Below are 19,976 nucleotides of genomic sequence, written 5' to 3' on the forward strand. Positions count from 1 at the left end.
TCACCTGCGTACTCATCTACTGGCGACGGCTCAACATCCCGTCCCCATAGTCGTATTACGAGCGGTTTCCTTCTGCTCCTGTGGATCGTTCTTTCGTAACGTGGGCGATCTCTCCAGGGGCGAGGACGAGATGACAGGTAGTAGTCGACTTCGGCCCAGCAGCCTTGCGTCGGTTTGGTCGCGGCAGAACGGCTTCGGCATGCTGCGCCTGCTCCTGGCATGGGCAGTGATGGTGTCGCACACCTTTCCGCTCGGCTACCGGCAGCCGAACCCGGGAACGGCGCTCACCCACGGCCAGGCAGATGTCGGCACCCTCGCGGTGTGCGGGTTCTTCGTCCTGTCCGGCCTGCTGATCACCCGTAGCGTCGGCAGGCTGCCCCTGGGCCGATTCCTATGGCACCGCGCTCTGCGGATTCTGCCGGGTCTGTGGTGCTGTCTTCTGGTGACCGCTCTGGTGGCGGCGCCACTGCTCAGGCTGCACGCGGGCCACGGACTCTCGGATTGGTGGCTGCACAAAGGCGGTCCTGGCACCTATCTGTCCGCCAGCTGGCCGTTGGCCGGTGAGCTGCCCGGCATCAGGGGCGTGCTGACCGACGTGCCCTACGCGGGAACGATCAACGGATCGCTCTGGTCGCTCCGGTACGAGGTACTGATGTACCTGCTGCTCGCAATCCTCTCGATCTCGGGAGTGCTACGCCGCGCACGCTGGACGGTTGCCGTGCTCGCGTTCCTCTGCGCCACCGTCCTCCCCGTACTGGCAGCCGGGCACGAGTGGCTCCGCGCGCCGACCTACGGACTGCTACCGACGGTCAGCTTCGACTTGCCGGTATTCGGCGGCATGTGGCTCGCAAACCTGGTTCCGCTCCTGACCTGTTTCCTGTTCGGCGCACTGGCCGAGCTGTACCGCGACCGGCTGCCGGTCAACGGCGTGGCCGCTGCAGTTGCGGCCGCCATGCTGGTGGGATCACTCCTTGGCGGAGGCTTCGTCGTGGTAGGACTGCCCGCATGGGCGTACCTGCTGATCTGGACCGCGATGCGGATGCCGCCCGCTCTCCAGCGGGTCGGAAGCCGCCACGACTACTCCTACGGCCTCTACATCTACGCCTTCATCACCCAGCAGTCCCTCGCCGCACTCGGGGTCAACCGCTGGGGGCACCTGCCCTACCTCGCACTCTCCACTCTCTGCGCCTTGGGCATGGCCATGCTCTCGTGGCACCTGGTGGAAGCACCGGCGATGCGCCTCAAGAGCGCGGGCGGCGGATGGAGGCCATTCCCGGCAGTCGGGAGGCTGCGGCCACGCACCAGGGCTTGACGGGCATGGCAGCCGCGTTGAGCCGACGCAGCCTCGGCTACCACCGGGCAGCGTTCAGCTCGGCCAGAAGCACACGGTGCAGGGCCTCGAACATCAAAAGCGTGCGGTGGATGCGGTGATGCGGTAGCCGTGGGCTTCCATGAGTGGGCGGCGGGTTCAGGTCGACGCACGCCTGCGGCCACCGCCCGTCCTGCAGACACACCCCAACGGGGCCCTGCCGGATGCGAGTTCACTCTGCTTGTGCGAGCGGTGGCCCAACTTCCTTGGTGGCGCAGGCAGAAGGTCCTGATTCGGGTGGACGGGGCCGGGTTCTCGCGCAAGCTGCTGCAGTGGATCGCCTCGGCCGGCGGACGCCGGAGCCCGACCTTCCGCTGGGAGTACTCGATCGGCTGGGCGTTCACCGCTCGCGAGCAGGCCGCCGTGGCCAGGGCCGACGCCATCGTCCGGGCCTTTCACCGGATCCAGGCCTTGCCCAGGCCTACTTGACCTGCACGAACCACCCCGCCGAGCACCGAGAGGAGGACCCCGACAGTCCCCGGGCCCGTGGAACCCGGCGTCCCCGGCACGGGAGCCGACGCGCAGCCCTGCCCGACACCACCCCCGGGAACCGGCGAAAGCGACATCACGGGCACACACTCGGCCAGCGAGCGCGGTGAAACAACGAGGCTCGTCGAGATGCGGCAAGACCGCATTGAATTCGCCGCCAACAAAGCCTGTTGCCCCTCCGGCGCGCTCATACCACCCCAACGAGCCGCAGAGCAGGAAGCTACGGGTTACTGATCTGCGAGTCCGCAGAGGTCGGAGAAGACATTGTCGGGTGTGCCGCTGGTATCGATGAGGAGCGCCATACCGTCCCCCAAGTCTCGCTCCATCATGAACGGCGATAACAATATGCGTAGATACCTATACGAGAAGAAATATTGCCGGGGTGCGTGGCCGCCGCTCATGACAGCGGCCACTGACCGCCGGCGTCTCAACCACGGCCCTGCTCCTGTGGGTTGACTCCTCAGTGGCATCGGGAAATCCTGACGCCCCGACCGTCTCGCCGGTCAGCGAACCGGCCGACTTCCCCATGTCCCGCTGAGCAGCCGCGAACTACTCCGACTCCTGGAGGTGTTCACCCTGCCCAAACCAAGGCAGGACACTGACTCCTGAAAACACGGCAGCTGCTGGGCGGATACTCCGACGTGACACGCTGACTGACGTTGCATCATTGGAGGTTGGCATTCGATAGATTGAATGCGACCGCATCTGGTTCTCGCGACATTCATCTCCGTGAATTCTGGGGCCGAGCTCTGCTGGCCCGGAGACGGCCGTGCTGGGCGGAAGGACATATGTATGCATGCAAGGATCAGGATCGCCATGCTGGCGGTCGCCGCTCTCTTCGCACTCGCGCTTCCTTACCAAGCCACCGCAATTTCGGCGGTCACCGTCACCCAGGACAGCCTCACGCCCACGACGGCCGTGCCGGGCTCCCCCACGACGGCCACTTTGAAGTTGCACTCGTCCGCTTGTATCACGGTGCTGCAGGTCGGCGTGGCGGTGCGGGATTCGGCGGGGAACAACTACGACTTCCCGGGAGCGATCGCCAACCCGCTGATCTGCCCGAGCGGTTACACGCTCACCACCGGATCGCGCACCTTCCCTGCCGGCACCTACACCGAGTCCGGCTTCTATCTGGACGCGACCGGCTACCACAACCTCACTCAGGTCACCCTGACCGTGGCCTCGTCAGGGACCCCGGGGGATCCCACCAGGGGAAAGACTCTCACCTTCGCGGAGGAGTTCAACTCCCCGATCACCTACGGCAGCCGGTGGGTGGCCGGTACGACCAGCGCCTACCAGTACGGCACCCACAATCCGAACGACGACAAGCTCGACTGGCTGAATCCCGCCAACATCACCTACGCCAACGGACTGGCCTCCTTCACCGCCCAGCCCAGCACCCACACCCTGGAGAACGGCAAGCAGGCGTGGAACACCGGCCTGCTCACCACGGAAGGCTCGACCCAGGGTTTCCAGATCAAGACGGGCGACTACATCGAGACGTCGGTCAGTATGCCCTCGGGCCTGGGAGCGTGGCCCGCGCTCTGGAGCTGGAAGAACGGTGACACCGAGGTCGACAAGTTCGAGTACCACCCCGACAACCCGAACCTCCTGGAGCTGACCAACCACGTCAACGCAGCCCAGGACTACTACACCAACTCCGGTGCAGTGGGCCCCAATTGCTTTGTGAAGATCGGGGCGGTCTACGGCGCCACGTCGGTCGACTGGTATGTCAACGGCGTCAAGGTCTTCTCCGACGGCAAGGGTGTGGGGACGTCGTTCTCGGCGTACATCATCCTGAATCTCTCCGTCGACGCCGGGACCTGGCACCCCGCGCCCTCGAACTCGAACCCGATCAGCTTCTCCGCCGACTACGTGCACGTGTGGCGATGAGAACACCGGCCTCCTCCTGCGCCTGCGTCGCGCGTCCCGCCCCTCACTCCCGCAACCCTCGCTCGCGGCCGGCGTGCGAACTCCTCTCCAAGTCAGGTGATGGTCATGTCTCGTAGGTCGGGCCCCCCACGTCGCGGACGAGCCCTGTGGACCGTCCTGGCGGCCTGCGCACTGAGCGCGGCTCCGGCAGCCGGCGCCGCCGCTCCGGGCGACCACGTGGCCACGCGCGCCCCCGCCCAGGCACGGGTGCCGGTGGCGCACGTGGATCCCGATCCGGATCCTGCACCCGTGGGCGGCAACGTCACGGTGCACATCCTGCTGGCCAACCGGGGACCCGACCGGACGGTCACACCGTTCACGGTCACAGTCGCCCTGCCCGACAACACCACCGCCACGGGCCCGTTCTTCCCCGACTCGTGCCTGGCCGACCCGCTCGGCCTCACCGTCACCTGCACGTTCCCCGGGGGCCTCAACTACCTGAGAACCGCGATCGTGAACATCCCGGCGCAGATCTCAGCGAGCGCGCCCCCGAACTCCAAGCTGCGCGACGGCTCGGTGACCGTGACCAACCCCGACGACCCGGACGCCAAAGTCCGCACCGTGAAATTCGCCATCAGAACAGTCTGACTTCCAGGTGAGGAGACACCGCGTCGGTGTGGTGCCGGGCGTGCCCGGGACCACACCGACGGGCTCCACTCCGTCCACGGGCCGAATCCGGCAGCGGCCGCTTCCGCAGCATCTTGGTCAGCGCTCGTGTCCGGCCCACGGCGGGCCGCATGAGGAACCTGTACGCACGGATCACCCGGCCCACCCCCCTCCTGGCTGACGCGCGGCCAACATGCCACAGGTCACGGACAATGCGCACGATCACTCCGGCGCTCCGCGCCTCCGGACCAGGGATCGCATGCCCGCCCGGCCTGAAGGCCGGGATTCCCTGCGAAGATCAAGGGATGGCGGGTTCGGAGAGGGTGCGGGCCTGCCCGGGTGGGAGTCGGTCAGGCCGGCGCTGGCGGGGGATCAGCAGACGGGGATGCCCAGGTGAAGGACGAAGGTGTGGGGTTCCGGATTGGCGGGGACATCCCAGGTGAGGGTGACCGGGAGGGTGGTGCCCGGGCTGGCGTCGCGGGCGACCTGGACGGCGAAGCCCCGGTTGGCCCAGGACCAGGTGTTGCTGACCGTGTCGGGGCAGGTCGCGGTGGTGCCGTCGGCGGAGAAAGTGCACTCCGCATAGGTCGGCGCCGAGCTCAGGAATTTGGACCCCGGCGGGAGTTGGGCGATCAGTCGGCCGCGCCAGGGGTAGTCGGTGGACGGGCCGCCGTTGTGCTCCTCCACCTCGAAGTCGGCCGGGTTGCCCGGCGCGGTCGGCAGCGGCGCACGGACCAGTTTCAGGTAGGCGCCGGTGACGGGGGCGGAGATGTCGGAGTCCCAGGTGGCACGGGAGTCCACCGGATTCACCGGGTCGTCCCAGGTCACCACGGCGGTGCCGCCGGAGTAGCTGTGCGGCCCAGCCAAGGTGGAGAGCGTACGGGAGTAGATCGTGTGGGTCTCACAGCCGGACGGGGCCAGACTCTTGGCGACGGGGAAGCGGATCCAGTTCCAGCCGCGGTCCACCGGGCCGGACTCCGCCGGGTCGGGTGAGAGCTCCATGCCCTCGTCCGCCGGCCCGTTGACCACAAGCGTGGCGGAGGCCGGAGTCTCGGTGCCCTGATTGCACACCCTGACGGTGAACGGCACGCTGGCGCCGGGTGCGGCAGGCGGACTCGGCGGGGTTACGGCCACGGTCAGGTTGCGGGCGGGCGGCAGCGGCGACTGGGCCGCACCGGCCGTCTGGGCGCCGATCGGGACGACGGTCGCCAGGGCGGCCGTCACGGCCGGCACGAGGGTCATGGGGATCCGCATGGGGGGCTCCAACAGGAATAGCGCGAGCTGGGCGACTCGACGACTGCATTCATCCACGAAGCTACCCTCAGCTGCCGGACTGCACCGCGCTCTGCTGCGCCGAACAGTTCGCGGACCAGCCGCCCTGGACGGCTCGTCGGGAGCTCGGCAGACAGCGCGTCAACCGCTCCCCGGACGGACGCTGCCGTCGTTCATGACGGCCTGCGCCCGCTGTGGTGCCGGGCGTACTGAGCCAGGACAATCCGTAAAGCGGCGCTGGCTGAGACCACGCCGGCCGACCCCGGCCGCATCGTCCGGATCGCTGTCCCTCGTCCCCCTGCAGTTTGAGTGTGACCGCGCCATCTGGCGGATATTGCGCGACACGATGCGAGTTTACCGAGAAATTCTCGCCGGCAAACCATCGAACAGCTATGGTCGCACCTATAATCCGTTCGCCTCCGCACCCTCCCTCTAATGCCCTGATCAGCTTCTGCGACAGGCCAGTTCGCTTCATTCGTCTCAGGCAAGCCCGTTGCGAGGCCGGTGACCGCCTTAGAGGATTCGGCGCCGACGCTCACGCGTTCACCCGGGTTGGAATCTCCACCGGAACCGCCCGCTGCCATCCGGCCGCCTTCCAATCCACCCCCGTTGGAGGGAGATGAAATTGACCGCCCTACCGCAGACGGCTTTGCTACAACGGTGGTTGCACGCGCTGCTGGTGGGCGCCATGGCTGTCGCCGGTGCTTCCCCTGCCGTTGCCGCCCCTGCCGCCGCAGCAGCTCCGCCCCCGGACTCCGTGCAGTTCAGACACTTGTGCGCCGCACCCACACAGCCCGAGGCGATGCGATGCCATGCACTCGTGCGCACCGACATCTCTCCACTCGCGTCGGCACCGAACATTGTTCCGCCAGGTTACGGCCCATCAGACCTGCGCAGTGCCTACAGCCTGCCGGCCACCGGCGGTGCCGGGGCGACGGTCGCCGTGGTCGACGCGTACGACGATCCCAATGCCGAGGCAGACCTGGCGGTTTACCGTGCACAATACGGTCTCGCCCCCTGCACCACCGCAAACGGCTGCTTCAGCAAGATCAACGAGAATGGCTCGACGTCGCCGTTGCCCGCGCCGAACGCCGCATGGGCGGGCGAGACATCGCTGGATCTGGACACGGTCAGCGCGGTGTGCCCGAGCTGCAAGATCCTTCTGGTGGAGGCCAACAGCAGCTCGCTGAGCGACCTGGGCACGGCGGTGAACACCGCGGTGAGGCTCGGCGCCAAATACGTATCAAACAGTTACGGCGGCTCCGAGAGTTCGTACGACCCCACGTTCGACAGCCAGTATTTCAACCATCCGGGTGTGGCGATCACCGTCTCGGCCGGCGACGCCGGCTACGGGGTGGAATACCCCGCGGCGTCGAGGTACGTCACCGCCGTCGGCGGCACCTCGCTGATCCGCTCCGCCACCACCCGGGGCTGGAGCGAGACGGTCTGGGGCACGCCCCTCGGTGGAGTCGGCACCGGATCGGGCTGCTCGGCCTACGATGCCAAGCCGTCCTGGCAGAGCGACAGCGGCTGTCCCAGGCGCACCGTGGCAGACGTCTCCGCCGTCGCGGATCCGGCGACCGGAGTAGCGGTGTACGACACGTACAGCGCACCCGGCTGGCAGGTGTACGGCGGCACCAGCGTCTCGGCCCCACTCATCGCCGGCGTATACGCGTTGGCCGGCACCCCGACCGCGAGCACCTATCCGTCGGCCTATCCCTACACCCACCTGTCCTCGCTGTACGACGTGACCAGCGGAGCCAACGGCAGCTGCGGCACCTACCTGTGCACGGCCCGGGCCGGCTACGACGGCCCGACCGGTCTTGGCACCCCCCACGGAACCGCCGCCTTCGTCGGCTCCGGCGGAGGCACCCCGTGCACCGCGCAGCAACTCCTCGGCAACCCGGGCTTCGAGAACGACACCGCGCCCTGGACAGCCACCCCCGGAGTGGTCGACAACTCCACGGGCGAACCCCCGCACTCCGGTTCCTGGAAGGCGTGGCTCGACGGCTACGGCACCACCCACACCGACACACTGGCGCAGCAGGTGTCCATCGGACCTGCCTGCACCACGGCGAACCTGTCCTTCTGGCTGCACATCGACACTGCCGACACCGGCACCACCGCCCACGACACGCTCAAGGTCGAGCTCATCGACGGCACCACCGTCTCGACCCTGGCCACCTACTCCAACCTCAACGCCGTCGCCGGCTACACCCAGCGGTCTTTCAGCCTGTGCCCGTACATCGGCAAGACGATCACTCTGAGATTCACCGGTGTGGAAGACGCCTCACTGCAGACCAGCTTCGTCATCGACGACACAGCTCTGAACGTGTCATGACGGACTGACCCCCGCGCACCGGAACACCACAGGTCCGGCGTCCACCCTGACCGGGTGGACGCCGGACCGCTGCGGACGGTGGTCGCGCAGCACCTGCCGGGCGCACTGCCGCTGGTTCGGATCGAGCACCTGGCGCTCGCCCGCACGCCGATCCCGCGTTCTGGAGACCATCGCTCCGCGGCCGCCGACCTGCCAGGCGGCCACCAGCCGACGACCGACTCGACACCGACGTCCAGTAGTGGTGTGTCAGGTCGGGGCTGCGTCCAGGGAAGTGGTGTACGGGTTCCGCGCGTTCCGGGGGTTTGGTCCCGGTTCGGTGTGTGGCGTCTGCAAGCGAGACGGCCGCCGGTTGATCCTTCGAGATGTCCGACGTCACGAAGGGAGGAGACCTGCACGACGACCGTACCTGACAGTCTGCCGTTCGCCGCGCTCCTGAAGGAGAACCCGGATGGCCAAAGCCGTCGCCACGATCCGGTCCTCCAACCCCACGAACGACCGAACAAGGAGATCCGCCAACGCATCGACGTCGTCGGCGTCTTCCCCGACCGCGCCGCCATCATCCCTCTCGTTGGGCCGCGCTCGCCGGGCGGAGCGACGAATGGGCCGAACAGCGCCGCTACATGGGTCCCGAGGCCTTCGGCCGCTGCCGCGTTCACCTCATCGAGGAGGAAACCGACGCCGGCCTGACCCCAATTTCCCTCACCGCACGGGCTGTCGAGGGATCACCGAGTGGCCGACTCTTGCACCACTCCACCGGGCGTGACCGCGACGATTCGGGGTCACTCGCCGGTGTCCTGTGGGATGTCGGGGACCTCCCACGTCCCGTCCTTGTCGTCCACCGCAGCTTTGGGATCGGGACGGACCGGACCCAGGATCGGCATCCCGCCGATTGGCGACAATTTGACGAACGCCCCGGTGTGCGGGGCCTGTACGACCAGGCCGTCGCCGATGTACATCGCAACGTGCGTCGCCCCGGAGAAGTAGACGACCAGATCGCCCGGCCGCAGCTGGTTCAGCGGTACGTGCTGGAGCTGCGCCCATTGCTCCTGGCTGGTGCGCGGGATCGGCCGGCCGGCGTGCGACCATGCCTGCGAGGTGAGCCCGGAGCAGTCGTACCCATCCGGGCCCGCGCCACCCCACACATATGGTTTGCCGATCTGTGCCAGCGCGTAGGCCACAGCCGCGCGTCCCGCCTGTGAGGGGGTGCGTTCGCCCTCGCCGAGCACGCCCGAGGCCAGAAGAGCCATCTGTGCTTGGTCTGCCTCGGCTTTCTCCAAACGCTCCAGGTCGGCGCGCTGCGCGCTGGTCAGGGAAGAGACCAGGCGCTCGGCCGCCGCCAGCTGCTTCGCGGCCTCGGCCTTCGCCTGCTCCTGCTGGGCGGCCAGCGTCCGTGACTGCTCGAGGGCGTCCTCGGCCTGTTTCTTCAGTGAGTCCAAGGCCGACCGCTCCGACCTCAACCGGGCCAGAAGGGCCGACTGGGAACGACTGGCTTCGGCCAGCAGCTGTGCGATCTCAACCGTCTCGTACGGGTTCTTGGAGAACAGCAGACCCGCATAGGCTGAGGCGTCGCCGTTGCGGTACTGGGCGGCGGCGAGCTGTGCCGCGACATCGATTCCGGCGTCCACCGACCGCTGTTGGCGCTCCACCTTGCTCTTGAGGTCGTCGACCCTGCTCTGCTGCTCGGCGAGTCTGCTGACTGTGGCGTTGTACTGCTCCGTGGCAGTCTCGGAGTTCTGGTAAAGCTGCTGGACCTGACCGAGCAGGGCGAGGGTTGTCTTGGAGTCGGCCGGCGGGTCGGAGCCGGGAGCTGCGGTCGGGTTCGGCTCAGGTGCAGCGTCCGCACTCCGGGCAGCCAGCGGAAGCAGCAGCGCGGCGACCGTGAGTGCCACGCAACATCGCGGTGCTACCCGCGCCCGCAGGAGGCGGACCCCCGCCATTCCCGCGTGGTGCACAGCGCCCATCGGCTCATCTCCGTTCTTGGCTCCGCAGTCCAGTCAATATCGGTCTGGGAACAAATAATCAGATACAGCCCGAAATATCCGGTGCTGACTCGCTCTACGCAGGACGTGCAACCTCACTCCGCATAGTCGTGAGACTGCTGGTCGGCCCATTTCGACGAGCACACTGAAAAACCATCACGGTCGGCCTCTGCTGACTGGTCCCTCCCCCGGGGACGTGGGCACCGGAGCTTTATGCGGCGAGCGTGATCCTGCGGGACATCGCTGTCTGATGTTCGACCTGGATCGGGCTGAGATGGCCGAGCGTTGAGCGGCGCTTGCGGACGTTGTGGAACGGGATCCGGCGGAACACGTCCAGCATCGCCTGGTCCTGGCTAAGGGCTGTCCCGTTTAAGCAGGTGAGGCGGCGCTGACGGACGCGGTACGGTCCTCGGACGGAGCTCTTGGACCGGGCCTGCTCACTGCACGGACCCGGCATCGGCCCCTCGTCTCTGGTCGGCAGCCGGCTTGTCCAAGTGCCGGCGTCGTGGCACACGCACGACGGGCGACCCGCCGACGGCCCGGTCGAGGTGTGGCTGATCGACGATCAAGACAGGTCCACCAACATCGCCAGCGGCACGGACTGGTGCCTCATGGTCGAGTCGTCCTGTTGCTGGTCACCGGCCGTGCGGATGCGGGCGGCCTTGTGGAAGCGGCATCAGGCCGCGGAGTTCGAGTCCGGTGCAGCCGTCGCGCAGCCGCGTCTGCCGGCGTTGGACGCATCCGGCCCGGGCGATAGGTTCACCCGGGCCGGCGTACTGTGCGGGCGCGAGTGGCTGACGGGCTTCACATGGCCTGTGACCTGTGCTGATAGTGAAGTGTTGTTGGATTATTAGGCCGCTCAAGTGATTTCTCGGGTGACGCGCCAGATTTCTTGAGGCGGATGCTCAGGAGTCACCGGTCCGTATGGCGAAGATAAGCCGGGCCGGGCTCGCGGTCAGCTTCCCGACCCCGCCACAGGACCGCGTCGTCTCTCCTGCCGTCGGTGGCCGTCAAGACACGACCGGCTCGCCCACTCCGCCACACAAGGGATCTCCTATGGGTTCATACACTAGGCGCGGCACCAGCATCACCGCGCTCTCGGGCCTCGTCGGTGCGATGTGCTTCGCCACACCGGCCTATGCCGCCCTTCCATCGCCGATCGCGAATGCGTATGTCGCCTCGGCTGATGCCATCGGGACGATCGTCGCCGTGGCGCCCGTGCCGGTCTCGAACTACCCGCCCGGTGGTACGACGACCCAGGTCGGCCTCACCGCCGGGCCGTTCGTCACGAGCTCGACCCTGACCGCCACCACTGCCGGGAACCCCGCAGCCGGGACCTCCAGCGCCTCCGCCACGGTGGAGCACCTCGCGGCCAACTTCGGCCCCATCGGCTCCCTGGACCTCACCGGTATCAACTCCAGTTGCAACGCGACCCCCAGCGGGGCGACCGGGTCCGGAGTGATCGCCAGCGGCACCGTCACCGTCGACAGCCTCCCCCCGCTCACCCTCCAGGCACACGCGGCACCCAATACCAGCGTGACCATCGCCGGCCTGGGCCAACTCACGCTCAACGAGCAGTCGACGGACGCCAACGGGGTGCTCACGGTCAACGCCGTGCACCTGGTGCTGCTGCCGACCTTCAACGCAGCCAATGTCATCGTCGGGCACGTCGAGTGCGGAGGCTCGGCTCCTGCCCCGTCCATCACCAAGACGGCGGCTGAGAGTTCGTTCGTCGCGGGACAGACGATCCACTACACGTACGCCGTGAAGAACAACGGCACCCAGCCGCTGGCCAACATCGCGGTGACGGACAACGGCCCGGGTACGCCGACGGTCACCTGCCCCACAGGCCCGCTGCTGCCCGGCGCCTCGGAGAACTGCACCGCCACCTACACCGCGACCGCCGCGGACGCGGCGGCGGGGAGGATCACGGACACCGCGACGATCACCGCCACCCTCCCCGACGAGGAGGGCACCGTGACCGGCACCAGTGGCCAGCTGACCATCCCGCTCAGGGCGCTGTCCATCACGAAGTCGGCAATCGACCCGGCCTTCCAGGCCCCCGGCGAGACGGTCCACTACACCTACACCGTCACCAACACCGGCCAGGCGCCGCTGACCAACGTGCACGTGACCGATGCGACGGCTGGTGTCGTCGTCTCCGGCTGCGGCACCAACCAGCTGGCGCCCGGCGAGTCCACGACCTGTCACGCCACCTACACCACGACAGCAGCCGACGTCGCAGCCAAGACGATCACCGACCAGGGCACCGCCACCGCCACCGACTCGAACGGGCAGACGGTGACGGCGACCAGCAACACGGTCACCACCCCGTTGGCAGCACTGTCGGTGGTCAAGACCGCCACCCCGGCCCGGTTCACCGCGGCGGGGCAGACGATCCACTACACCTACACCGTGACCAACAACGGCTCCACGCCGCTTACCAACATCACGGTGACGGACACCGGCCCCGGTGCGCCGACGGTCACCTGCCCCACAGGCCCGCTGGCACCCGGCGCCTCGGAGAACTGCACCGCCACCTACACCACCACCGACGCGGACGTGGCCGCAGGCAAGGTCGCCGACACGGCGACAGTGTCGGGCACGACGCCGTCCGGCGAGGTAATCACCACCACCACTCAGGGTGTCACGACGACGCCGTTCGCCGGCTTCAAGGTCGTCAAAGCTGTCGAGGAGACTGCGTTCTCGGCCCCCGGCCAGCTGCTGCACTTCACCTTCACCGTCACCAACACCGGTGGACAGCCGCTGAGTTCGCTCGCCGTCACGGACACGCTCCCCGGCTCGCCGACGGTATCGTGCCCGATGACCACGCTGGCGCCGGGCGCCTCCACCATCTGCACCGCCACGTACACCACCACCCGCGAAGACGTCGCGGCCGGAAGGATCACCGACACCGCGACGGTCACCGGTACCACCCCCGACGGCGGTACCGTGACTGCCACCAGCAACACGCTCACCATCGTCGCGTGCACCCCGTGCGAGGACCACGACCACGGCGGCTGCACAGGCGACCATCCCTCGGGCCACGAACACGGCGACGGCGGTGATCCCGGGAACGAGCACGAACACGAGCACGGCCACGAGCACGGCCACGAGCACGGGCACGGCGGTGAGCCCGCGAGCTACCACGAGCACGGCCACGGCGGTGAATCCGGGAACGAGCACGAGCACGGCCACGAACACGGGCACGAGCACGGCCAGGGCGGTGAACCCGGGAACGAGCACGAGCACGGCCACGAGAACGGCCACGAGAACGGGCAGATCTCGCACCCCCGGCCTCCGGAGCACGCATCCGGTCACAGCGGAGGCTCCCTGCCCCACACCGGGGCTGGAGTTCCGATCAAGGCCGCCGGACTCTCCGCAAGCGCCCTGCTGGGCCTTGGCGCGTTCCTGGTCCGTTGCGGCAGCGCCCGCAGGCGCCGGTCGGACGCTGCCTAACAGAGCGGGGCAATGAGCTGAACACCGATTGACCAGGACTGATCAGACCAGCGGTGGCCCGGGAACTGGAACGTTCCCGGGCCACCGCTTGTTACTGGTCCTTACCTTCGAGAGAGCTTAGAAGGTCATGTCGCTCCTGGTTCCCACCTGAAACTGCTTCCCCGGGTTCACACGTCCCAGTCTCCAGGTGTCCAACCGCAGCGTGGAACTTCAGGTGGCCCAGGCGGGTGGCGTGGGTACGCCGAGGGTGCGACGCGCGGTCAGGTCCTCCTCGGACCTCGGGTCATGGGAGGCCGGCAACGGTGTCGCCGGGTCAGGTTGCCGGGCGGGACAGCGCCGCGAGGCGGGCGAACGCGGTGGTCAGTTCGTGGGGCCAGGACCAGGTGGCGGCGATCCGCAGGTGCACCAAGACACTCCTCGTGTATCTCGACAGGCCGGTCAAATGCCTCACCAACAGGAACGGGTCGGACAACTTACTGCAATCAGGAGCCTTACACGCCGCCACACCGCAGGACAGGCTGCACGCGCGCGGCGCGACGGCGGTCGCCGACGGGCATCAAGCGCAGCAACGGACCCAGCCCGCTTCCGCCCGGGTGGCGACCCGGTGCCTGGGGCGCCTCCACGTGCCTGCCCCCCGCTGTGCCGCCGCCACCGGCCGGGCTGTGCCGAGCGGAGGCTTGGGCAACGTCGTTGCCCGCCGGGTCCGGGGTTGGCTCAGTGCGGGGATCTGTGTCGTGGGGTTTTTGGAGTGGGTGCCTTGTGCGAGGGGGCCGGGCGGGCGCGACGGGTGGCGGTGATCTGGCGGACGAGTTGGTGCAGGGCGGTGAGGGATGTGAACGGGGGCAGGCCGGCGATGATCAAGTCGGGCATCGTCGGGGCGGTGTGGGCGATGCAGAGCGCGGTGGCTACAGCGGAGAACACCACAACCACGACCCAGGCATGCGCGATCCGGCGTCCGCCCATGGCGGCACGCAGGATCGACAGGGAACCCGCCAGCCACGGTCCGTAGACGACGGCCGGCCACAGGTGGGCAACGCCGGGCGGCACCCGGGACAGCGACAGGTCCCGCAAGGGATCGTAGGAGAGCATTCCGCCCAGCAGGCACACCGAGGTGACGGTGAGCACGGTCAGCAGCCTGGCCAGCGCGCCCACCACTTGCGGCCACAACACCACCGGGGGGCGCCGGTGAAGAGCAGGCGAACGGCGAACGGCCGCATCGAAAGCGACCTCGGGCTGCGCGGACCCGTCGCCCGGCTCACGCGGGCGCGGAGTGAAGGGCCCCACGGGCTCCGACGGGTCGAGTGAGTCGGTGTCCGGACAGGGCAACGGTGGACTCCTGAACCCGGCCTTCCCGAGCTGCCGGCCGTCCTGCTGGCAGGTGACGGCCCACAGGTGGTCCTCACACCCCTCGTACATCACAGGACCGAATGAGGGAAAGAACTCGGCCGGCGCATCTCCGACCCCGCATGCCCCACGCCCACGATCGTGTCTGGTCCGGATCTCGCTGCTCTCATGCGGGGTTCACATTCCAGCCGGTACTGGAAGGGCGCCGCATCGCTGGTGGAAGTCGTTGTCGATCGGAGATCGTCCGCACGAGGTCCGCCGACAGGTCCGAGCAGTTCCGCAGGACGACTCGCTGAAGACCCATATCCCCAGCAACCTGCAGCTGCGCGCCTCCGGTGCACATGCATCTGGCATAGTCAATTCATGCATACGACCACAACGACGTACTCCCCCGCCCGGTATGTACGCCAAATGGGGGGCGCCGACAATCCACCCTGGACCGCGGGGCCCTCCCTGTACATCCGCGGGCCGGGCGCGCTCAAAGGCTGTCGGTCGTGCGGCTGATCCGGCTGGCCGGTATGAACAGTATGTTCGGCACGAGCTGCACCGAGGGTGTTGTCAACTTGAGCATCCATTGCATGCACATGCCAGCAAGCCCTTCCGCTTGCCCGGAAATTACTTCACATGAGACCATCTGCTCCATTTTTCGGGGGCACAAAGGGATCTTCTGGCATGGGCACGGCAGGGAGGCTCACATTTGACAGCACCCACCATCTGCGCGCCGATCTTCGATCCCGGATAATGGCTGCTCTTCCCCAGCCTGCCAATCAACCTGCCAGCTCGCTGTGCGCCCCTGAGAAATTTCAACGAGCACCCCCTGGCAGCGATTTGCGACAGAATCTCTAGGCAGGAGGATTGAATCAATAAAATCCTACCCTGCACGCCACTGGGTAATTTCGATGAGCATCAGGTGCGTTCAATATGGAACGACGCGTGTCTGCCGCACATGCCGGGTGGGACGCCGTTCGTTGATGAGACATGAGTTCAATACGCCAGCAGATGACTTCACCACCCCTGGTGCAGGATCCGGTGACCAGTGTCGGAAAGTTGCTCTTCGTCCCCGGCCGGAGGAATTTTCGCGGTCGACGGGCGGATGGCTACCTTCCGTGCAACGGCGAGCGGCCCGTCCTCGGGGCTGCGTCGTTCTCGCGGTGCCTCCGGGTTGATCACGTGATGCCCAGGACAGCGAGTGGGCGGGCGATGTCGCGGGCGTGGTGCCGCCGGCCCGCGGCGATGTCGGTGTGGCCGGTGAGTCCGAGTGCGCCGATGGCGAGGTTGCGCAGAGCGGCGGGAGTGAGGCGTCGGCGGACCATTCCGCCATCGCCACAAGTGACTTGACTCCGGCCAGGACCGCGCAGATGGCCAAGGCCAGGACGAGGACCAGTGATTCCCAATGGTGCTTGTCAAGCACTCTGGTGACGCGCGGCGGGCAAGTCGCATCGGTGCGATATCGCGCGTTGGCGGCTCGGTTGTGAAGGCGCGCTGGTCTCGTACGAGGGCCCACAGCACGTCGAGGCAGCGCCTGGCGAGGGCGACTGCTTGCGGCTCTTCCCCTCCACTCTCTCCGTTCGTAGAACGTTTAGGGGGTGGGGCAGCAGCGGGCGGCGACCTGAGCACGGAGAGATAGAACACCCGCAGGAGGCGGCGACCCGGGGCTGGTGAAGGCGTCCACCCCTTGATCTTCGCAGGGAATCCCGGCCTTCAGGCCGGGCGGGCATGCGATCCCCGGTCCGGAGGCGCGGAGCGCCGGAGTGATCGTGCGCATCGTCCGTGACCTGTGGCATGTTGACCGCGCGTCAGCCAGGAAGGGGGGTGGGCCGGGTGATCCGTGCGTACAGGTTCCTCATGCGGCCCGCCGTGGGCCGGACACGAGCGCTGACCAAGATGCTGCGGGATCACTGCTCGCTCTACAACGGCGCTCTCCAGGAGCGCCGCGACGCGTACCGGCACGTCTCGAAGACCGGCATCAAGTACGGGATGCAGTCAGCGCAGTTCAAGGAGATCCGCTCGTTCGACCCGCAGTGGCAGGGCCGCTGGTCGTTCTCCGGCCGGCAGGCCACGCTCCGACGGCTGGACAAGGCGTTCGCGGTGTTCTTCCGTCGGGTCAAGTCCGGCCGGACGCCCGGATATCCGCGCTTCCGGGGGGTGAACTGGTCTGGCACGGTGGACTTCCCCAGGGACGGGGACGGCTGCCGGTGGGACTCCACCCCGCACGACCCGGTGACCCGTGTCCGGTTCCAGGGGGTTGGGCACGTCGAGGTCAACCGGCACCGCCCGGCAGTCGGCAAGGTCAAGACGATCCCGGTCAAGCGCGAGGGCCGCAAGCGGTTCGTGGTGCTCACCGCCGGGCAGACCGCGCCGGAGCCGCTTCCCGCGACCGGCAGCGTGGTGGGCATCGACATGGGCATAGCCGGCTTCCTCGCCGGCTCCAACGGCGAGTTCGTACCCGATCCCCGCCACGGGCGGAAGGCTGCCGCGAACCTCGAAGCCGCGCAACAGGCCCTGTCCCGGTGCAGGCGCCGGTCCAGCCGTTGTCGCGAAGCCGTGCAACGCGTCGCCGCCGTGCATCGCAAGGCCTGCCGGCAGCGGCTCGACCACGCCCACAAGACCGCCCTTGGCCTGGCCCGCGCGCGACTTCATCGCGCACGAAGACCGCAGGATCCGCAACATGAGCAGGTCCCCCGTGCCGAAGCCCGACCCCGGCCGGCCGGGCGTCTTCCTGCCCAACGGCGCGGCAGCCAAGGCCGGACTCAACCGTTCGATAGCTGACGCTGGTTGGGGGGTGTTCCTGACGATCCTGCACGCCAAGGCTGAGAGCGCCGGATGGGAAGTCATCGCCGTGGACCCCCGCAACACCTCCCGGGCCTGCCCCGAATGCGGGCACCTATCCGGGGAGAACCGGCCGGCACAGGAGAAATTCCATTGCGTCGCGTGCGGCCACACGGCGCACGCTGACACAGTGGGAGCCACCAACGTTCTACGGGCCGGGCTGAACGGCGCCGCCCTGCCCGGCTTGGCGAGAAGCCCCCGGCTTCAGCCGGGGCAGGAGTCACGGTGCACACCCTGGCCAGGGCGGTGATGGCCCTGGACGAGGAGATCGCCGCCACCGACGCCCTGATCGAAGCCAGGTTCCGCGAGCACGAGCACGCCGAGGCCATCACCAGCATGCCCGGCATCGGCACCCTGGTCGGCGCCGAGTTCATCGCCTGCACCGGGCGGCGACATGGACGCCTTCGGCAGCTCCGGCCGTCTGGCCGGAGTCGCCGGCCTGGCACCGGTTCCCAGGGACTCCGGACGCATCAGCGGCAACATGCGCCGGCCCCACCGCTACCACCGTCGCCTCCTGCGGATCTTCTACCTCTCCGCCCAGGCCGCCGCCCGCTGCTGCCCCGTCTCCAGGGCGTTCTACGAACGCACGAGGAGCGAGGGCAAGTCCCACAAGCAGGCCGTCCTCGCCCTCGCCAGGCGCCGCCTCGACGCCCTCCGGGCCCTCATACGCGACCGCCGCACCTTCACGACCGAGCCACCCCAACGCGGTCTCGCAGCGGCGTGACCTGCTCACCATCCGTCACGCTCGTCCTTCACAAACCCGATTGGGAATCAGTGAGTGACGTCGGCACCGACCCCGACACGCCCCGACGCAACTGAACGGCAGACAGGTTGACAACGCCTGTCCAGAGTCTCGTACTCGGCACTGTCCTCTGCTTGCATGCCGCCGAGAAGCGGCGCTTCTCCGAACATGGTTCCACCTGCGGATCCGGAACCCCGTGATCGCTGGTGCCGGCCACCGGGACCGCCCCCTCTCCACCCTTGACTCAATGAATCATCAAGTATTCCTGACTCATCTTCTTTGCCAGAGAGGCCCTTCCACAGTCTCGCCACTGCCGCGAATAGACGGAACCTGCCCTTCGACTCAGGAAGCCACCATCCGGTGGCGCCACTTGATCGTGCTCCTTGCACTCATCACCCGACGGACATTTATCCTACAAATGAAGGCCAGACTAATGACACACCGTCAACTTTCTGCACACTGGAATGCGAAACCCGGCAGATCCGCAGCAGCGCGCCAGACCTTCTCGCCGCGAGGAGCACAGACAGGGAGAGCAGTTGAGCCGGTCGGCGGACGAACAGTCTGACGAACCAAGGCCAGCTGGGTGATATTTGGGCGCCGCCGAGGGAAGTCGATGACGGTTCCATTGGTGTGAGTACATAGTTGTGAAACTCGGCGGGCCGAGTGATGCACCCGTCCTTGCTTGCAAGTTGACGTACTGTCTGCGCGTTCGCTCTCAGTTCTGCAGGAGGTTTCCAGTATGAAGATTCATTCACTCCGAAGATCTCGTCTCAAGGCCGCCACCATGTTCTCGGCGGCAAGTGCCCTTGCCATGGTCGTCAACATGGCTTCGACGACGGTCGCTGTGGCCAACGCGATCGAGAGGTCCCACGTCGATTACGCGCACGGAGTTCCGGGTCCGAATGGCGCTGTGAGTGATCACTTCAATACCGCTACATGGCGGCTGGCCAGTCGTGCGGACGACGACGGGCGTCATGAGCACCCGGGCCCCCAGGGCCCACAGGGCACGCAGGGCTTCCAGGGCACGCAAGGCTTCCAGGGCTCCCAGGGCTTCCAGGGCAACCAGGGCAACCAGGGCTTCCAGGGCAACACCGGCACCCAGGGCCTTCAGGGCTTCCAGGGCAACCAGGGCAACCAGGGCACCCAGGGCAACACCGGCACCCAGGGCCTTCAGGGCTTCCAGGGCAACCAGGGGTTCCAGGGCAACACCGGCACCCAGGGCACCCAGGGCAACCAGGGCAACCAGGGCACCCAGGGGTTCCAGGGCGACACCGGCAACCAGGGCCTTCAGGGGTTCCAGGGCTTCCAGGGTGACACCGGCACCCAGGGCTTCCAGGGGTTCCAGGGTGACACCGGCACCCAGGGCTTCCAGGGGTTCCAGGGTGACACCGGCACCCAGGGCCTTCAGGGGTTCCAGGGGTTCCAGGGTGACACCGGCACCCAGGGCCTTCAGGGGTTCCAGGGGTTCCAGGGTGACACCGGCACCCAGGGCCTCCAGGGGTTCCAGGGGTTCCAGGGCGACACCGGCACCCAGGGCCTCCAGGGGTTCCAGGGGTTCCAGGGCGACACCGGCACCCAGGGCCTCCAGGGCTTCCAGGGGTTCCAGGGCGACAC

Annotated in this window: 12 protein-coding genes and 3 pseudogenes; 10 read left to right on the forward strand and 5 right to left on the reverse strand. The window is 67.6% G+C overall.

Translation table 11 applies throughout. The features are described 5' to 3' along the window. The first annotated feature begins 199 nt into the window (after positions 1–199). From P3T39_RS32030 to P3T39_RS32045, 4 genes are all read left to right on the forward strand, one after another. Entirely contained in the window at positions 200–1,312 is a 1,113-nt protein-coding gene (locus P3T39_RS32030) for an acyltransferase (RefSeq protein ID WP_280702745.1), read from the forward strand. 249 nt (positions 1,313–1,561) lie between these two features. After that, on the forward strand, positions 1,562–1,798 hold the full coding sequence (locus P3T39_RS32035; protein ID WP_280702746.1) for a hypothetical protein: 237 nt from the start codon (positions 1,562–1,564) through the stop codon (positions 1,796–1,798). A gap of 852 nt (positions 1,799–2,650) precedes the next feature. Beyond that, positions 2,651–3,751 carry a hypothetical protein gene (locus P3T39_RS32040; protein WP_280702747.1) on the forward strand — a complete coding sequence of 367 codons (1,101 nt, stop codon included), beginning with the start codon at positions 2,651–2,653 and terminating at the stop codon, positions 3,749–3,751. A gap of 105 nt (positions 3,752–3,856) precedes the next feature. Further along, positions 3,857–4,378, forward strand: a complete 522-nt coding sequence (locus tag P3T39_RS32045; RefSeq protein WP_280702748.1) for a hypothetical protein — start codon at positions 3,857–3,859, stop codon at positions 4,376–4,378. Positions 4,379–4,768: 390 nt separating this feature from the next. On the opposite strand, the gene P3T39_RS32050 is transcribed toward P3T39_RS32045, so the two are convergent. Continuing rightward, positions 4,769–5,650, reverse strand: coding sequence for a hypothetical protein (locus P3T39_RS32050; RefSeq protein ID WP_280702749.1), 882 nt, complete (start codon positions 5,648–5,650; stop codon positions 4,769–4,771). A 706-nt stretch (positions 5,651–6,356) separates the two neighbouring features. Between P3T39_RS32050 and P3T39_RS32055 the strand changes: the two genes are divergently transcribed. Continuing rightward, on the forward strand, positions 6,357–8,009 hold the full coding sequence (locus P3T39_RS32055) for a S53 family peptidase (RefSeq protein WP_280702750.1): 1,653 nt from the start codon (positions 6,357–6,359) through the stop codon (positions 8,007–8,009). Positions 8,010–8,492: 483 nt separating this feature from the next. Next, positions 8,493–8,635: pseudogene (locus tag P3T39_RS32060) on the forward strand (transposase); the annotation flags it as partial. Positions 8,636–8,788: 153 nt separating this feature from the next. Here the strand turns inward: P3T39_RS32060 and P3T39_RS32065 are convergent. Beyond that, complete coding sequence (locus P3T39_RS32065; RefSeq protein WP_280702751.1) at positions 8,789–9,898, reverse strand: NlpC/P60 family protein; 1,110 nt, start codon at positions 9,896–9,898, stop codon at positions 8,789–8,791. A 301-nt stretch (positions 9,899–10,199) separates the two neighbouring features. Continuing rightward, the gene (locus P3T39_RS32070; protein ID WP_280702753.1) at positions 10,200–10,328 is read right to left on the reverse strand and encodes a hypothetical protein; all 129 of its coding nucleotides are present in this window, start codon (positions 10,326–10,328) and stop codon (positions 10,200–10,202) included. Positions 10,329–11,044: 716 nt separating this feature from the next. Here P3T39_RS32070 and P3T39_RS32075 point away from each other — a divergent pair. After that, the gene (locus P3T39_RS32075) at positions 11,045–13,447 is read left to right on the forward strand and encodes a choice-of-anchor P family protein (protein ID WP_280702754.1); all 2,403 of its coding nucleotides are present in this window, start codon (positions 11,045–11,047) and stop codon (positions 13,445–13,447) included. A 714-nt stretch (positions 13,448–14,161) separates the two neighbouring features. On the opposite strand, the gene P3T39_RS32080 is transcribed toward P3T39_RS32075, so the two are convergent. Both P3T39_RS32080 and P3T39_RS32085 read right to left on the reverse strand, forming a co-directional pair. After that, positions 14,162–14,617, reverse strand: a complete 456-nt coding sequence (locus P3T39_RS32080; protein WP_280702755.1) for a DUF2637 domain-containing protein — start codon at positions 14,615–14,617, stop codon at positions 14,162–14,164. A gap of 1,340 nt (positions 14,618–15,957) precedes the next feature. Continuing rightward, positions 15,958–16,104 (reverse strand): hypothetical protein, encoded by a 147-nt coding sequence (locus P3T39_RS32085; protein WP_280702756.1) that lies wholly within the window; start codon positions 16,102–16,104, stop codon positions 15,958–15,960. 508 nt (positions 16,105–16,612) lie between these two features. On the opposite strand from P3T39_RS32085, the pseudogene P3T39_RS32090 reads away from it, so the two are divergent. The 3 genes and pseudogenes from P3T39_RS32090 to P3T39_RS32100 form a co-directional block, all read left to right on the forward strand. Next, positions 16,613–17,783 (forward strand): annotated as a pseudogene (locus tag P3T39_RS32090) (transposase); the annotation flags it as partial. 71 nt (positions 17,784–17,854) lie between these two features. Beyond that, positions 17,855–18,344, forward strand: a pseudogene (locus tag P3T39_RS32095) (transposase); the annotation flags it as partial. A 928-nt stretch (positions 18,345–19,272) separates the two neighbouring features. After that, positions 19,273–19,976: hypothetical protein (locus P3T39_RS32100; protein ID WP_280702757.1), on the forward strand; the 704-nt coding region annotated here is incomplete at its 3' end.

The sequence above is a fragment of the Kitasatospora sp. GP82 genome (genome assembly GCF_029892105.1).
Lineage (GTDB): Bacteria > Actinomycetota > Actinomycetes > Streptomycetales > Streptomycetaceae > Kitasatospora.

What these genes read in the sequence shown, in the direction of transcription:
- P3T39_RS32030 (WP_280702745.1), top strand. Translation starts at nt 200, where the DNA reads ATGCTGCGCCTGCTCCTGGCATGGGCAGTGATGGTGTCGCACACCTTT.
- P3T39_RS32040 (WP_280702747.1), top strand. Translation starts at nt 2,651, where the DNA reads ATGCATGCAAGGATCAGGATCGCCATGCTGGCGGTCGCCGCTCTCTTC.
- P3T39_RS32045 (WP_280702748.1), top strand. Translation starts at nt 3,857, where the DNA reads ATGTCTCGTAGGTCGGGCCCCCCACGTCGCGGACGAGCCCTGTGGACC.
- P3T39_RS32050 (WP_280702749.1), bottom strand. Translation starts at nt 5,650, where the DNA reads ATGCGGATCCCCATGACCCTCGTGCCGGCCGTGACGGCCGCCCTGGCG.
- P3T39_RS32055 (WP_280702750.1), top strand. Translation starts at nt 6,357, where the DNA reads ATGGCTGTCGCCGGTGCTTCCCCTGCCGTTGCCGCCCCTGCCGCCGCA.
- P3T39_RS32070 (WP_280702753.1), bottom strand. Translation starts at nt 10,328, where the DNA reads ATGCTGGACGTGTTCCGCCGGATCCCGTTCCACAACGTCCGCAAGCGC.
- P3T39_RS32075 (WP_280702754.1), top strand. Translation starts at nt 11,045, where the DNA reads ATGGGTTCATACACTAGGCGCGGCACCAGCATCACCGCGCTCTCGGGC.
- P3T39_RS32085 (WP_280702756.1), bottom strand. Translation starts at nt 16,104, where the DNA reads ATGGTCCGCCGACGCCTCACTCCCGCCGCTCTGCGCAACCTCGCCATC.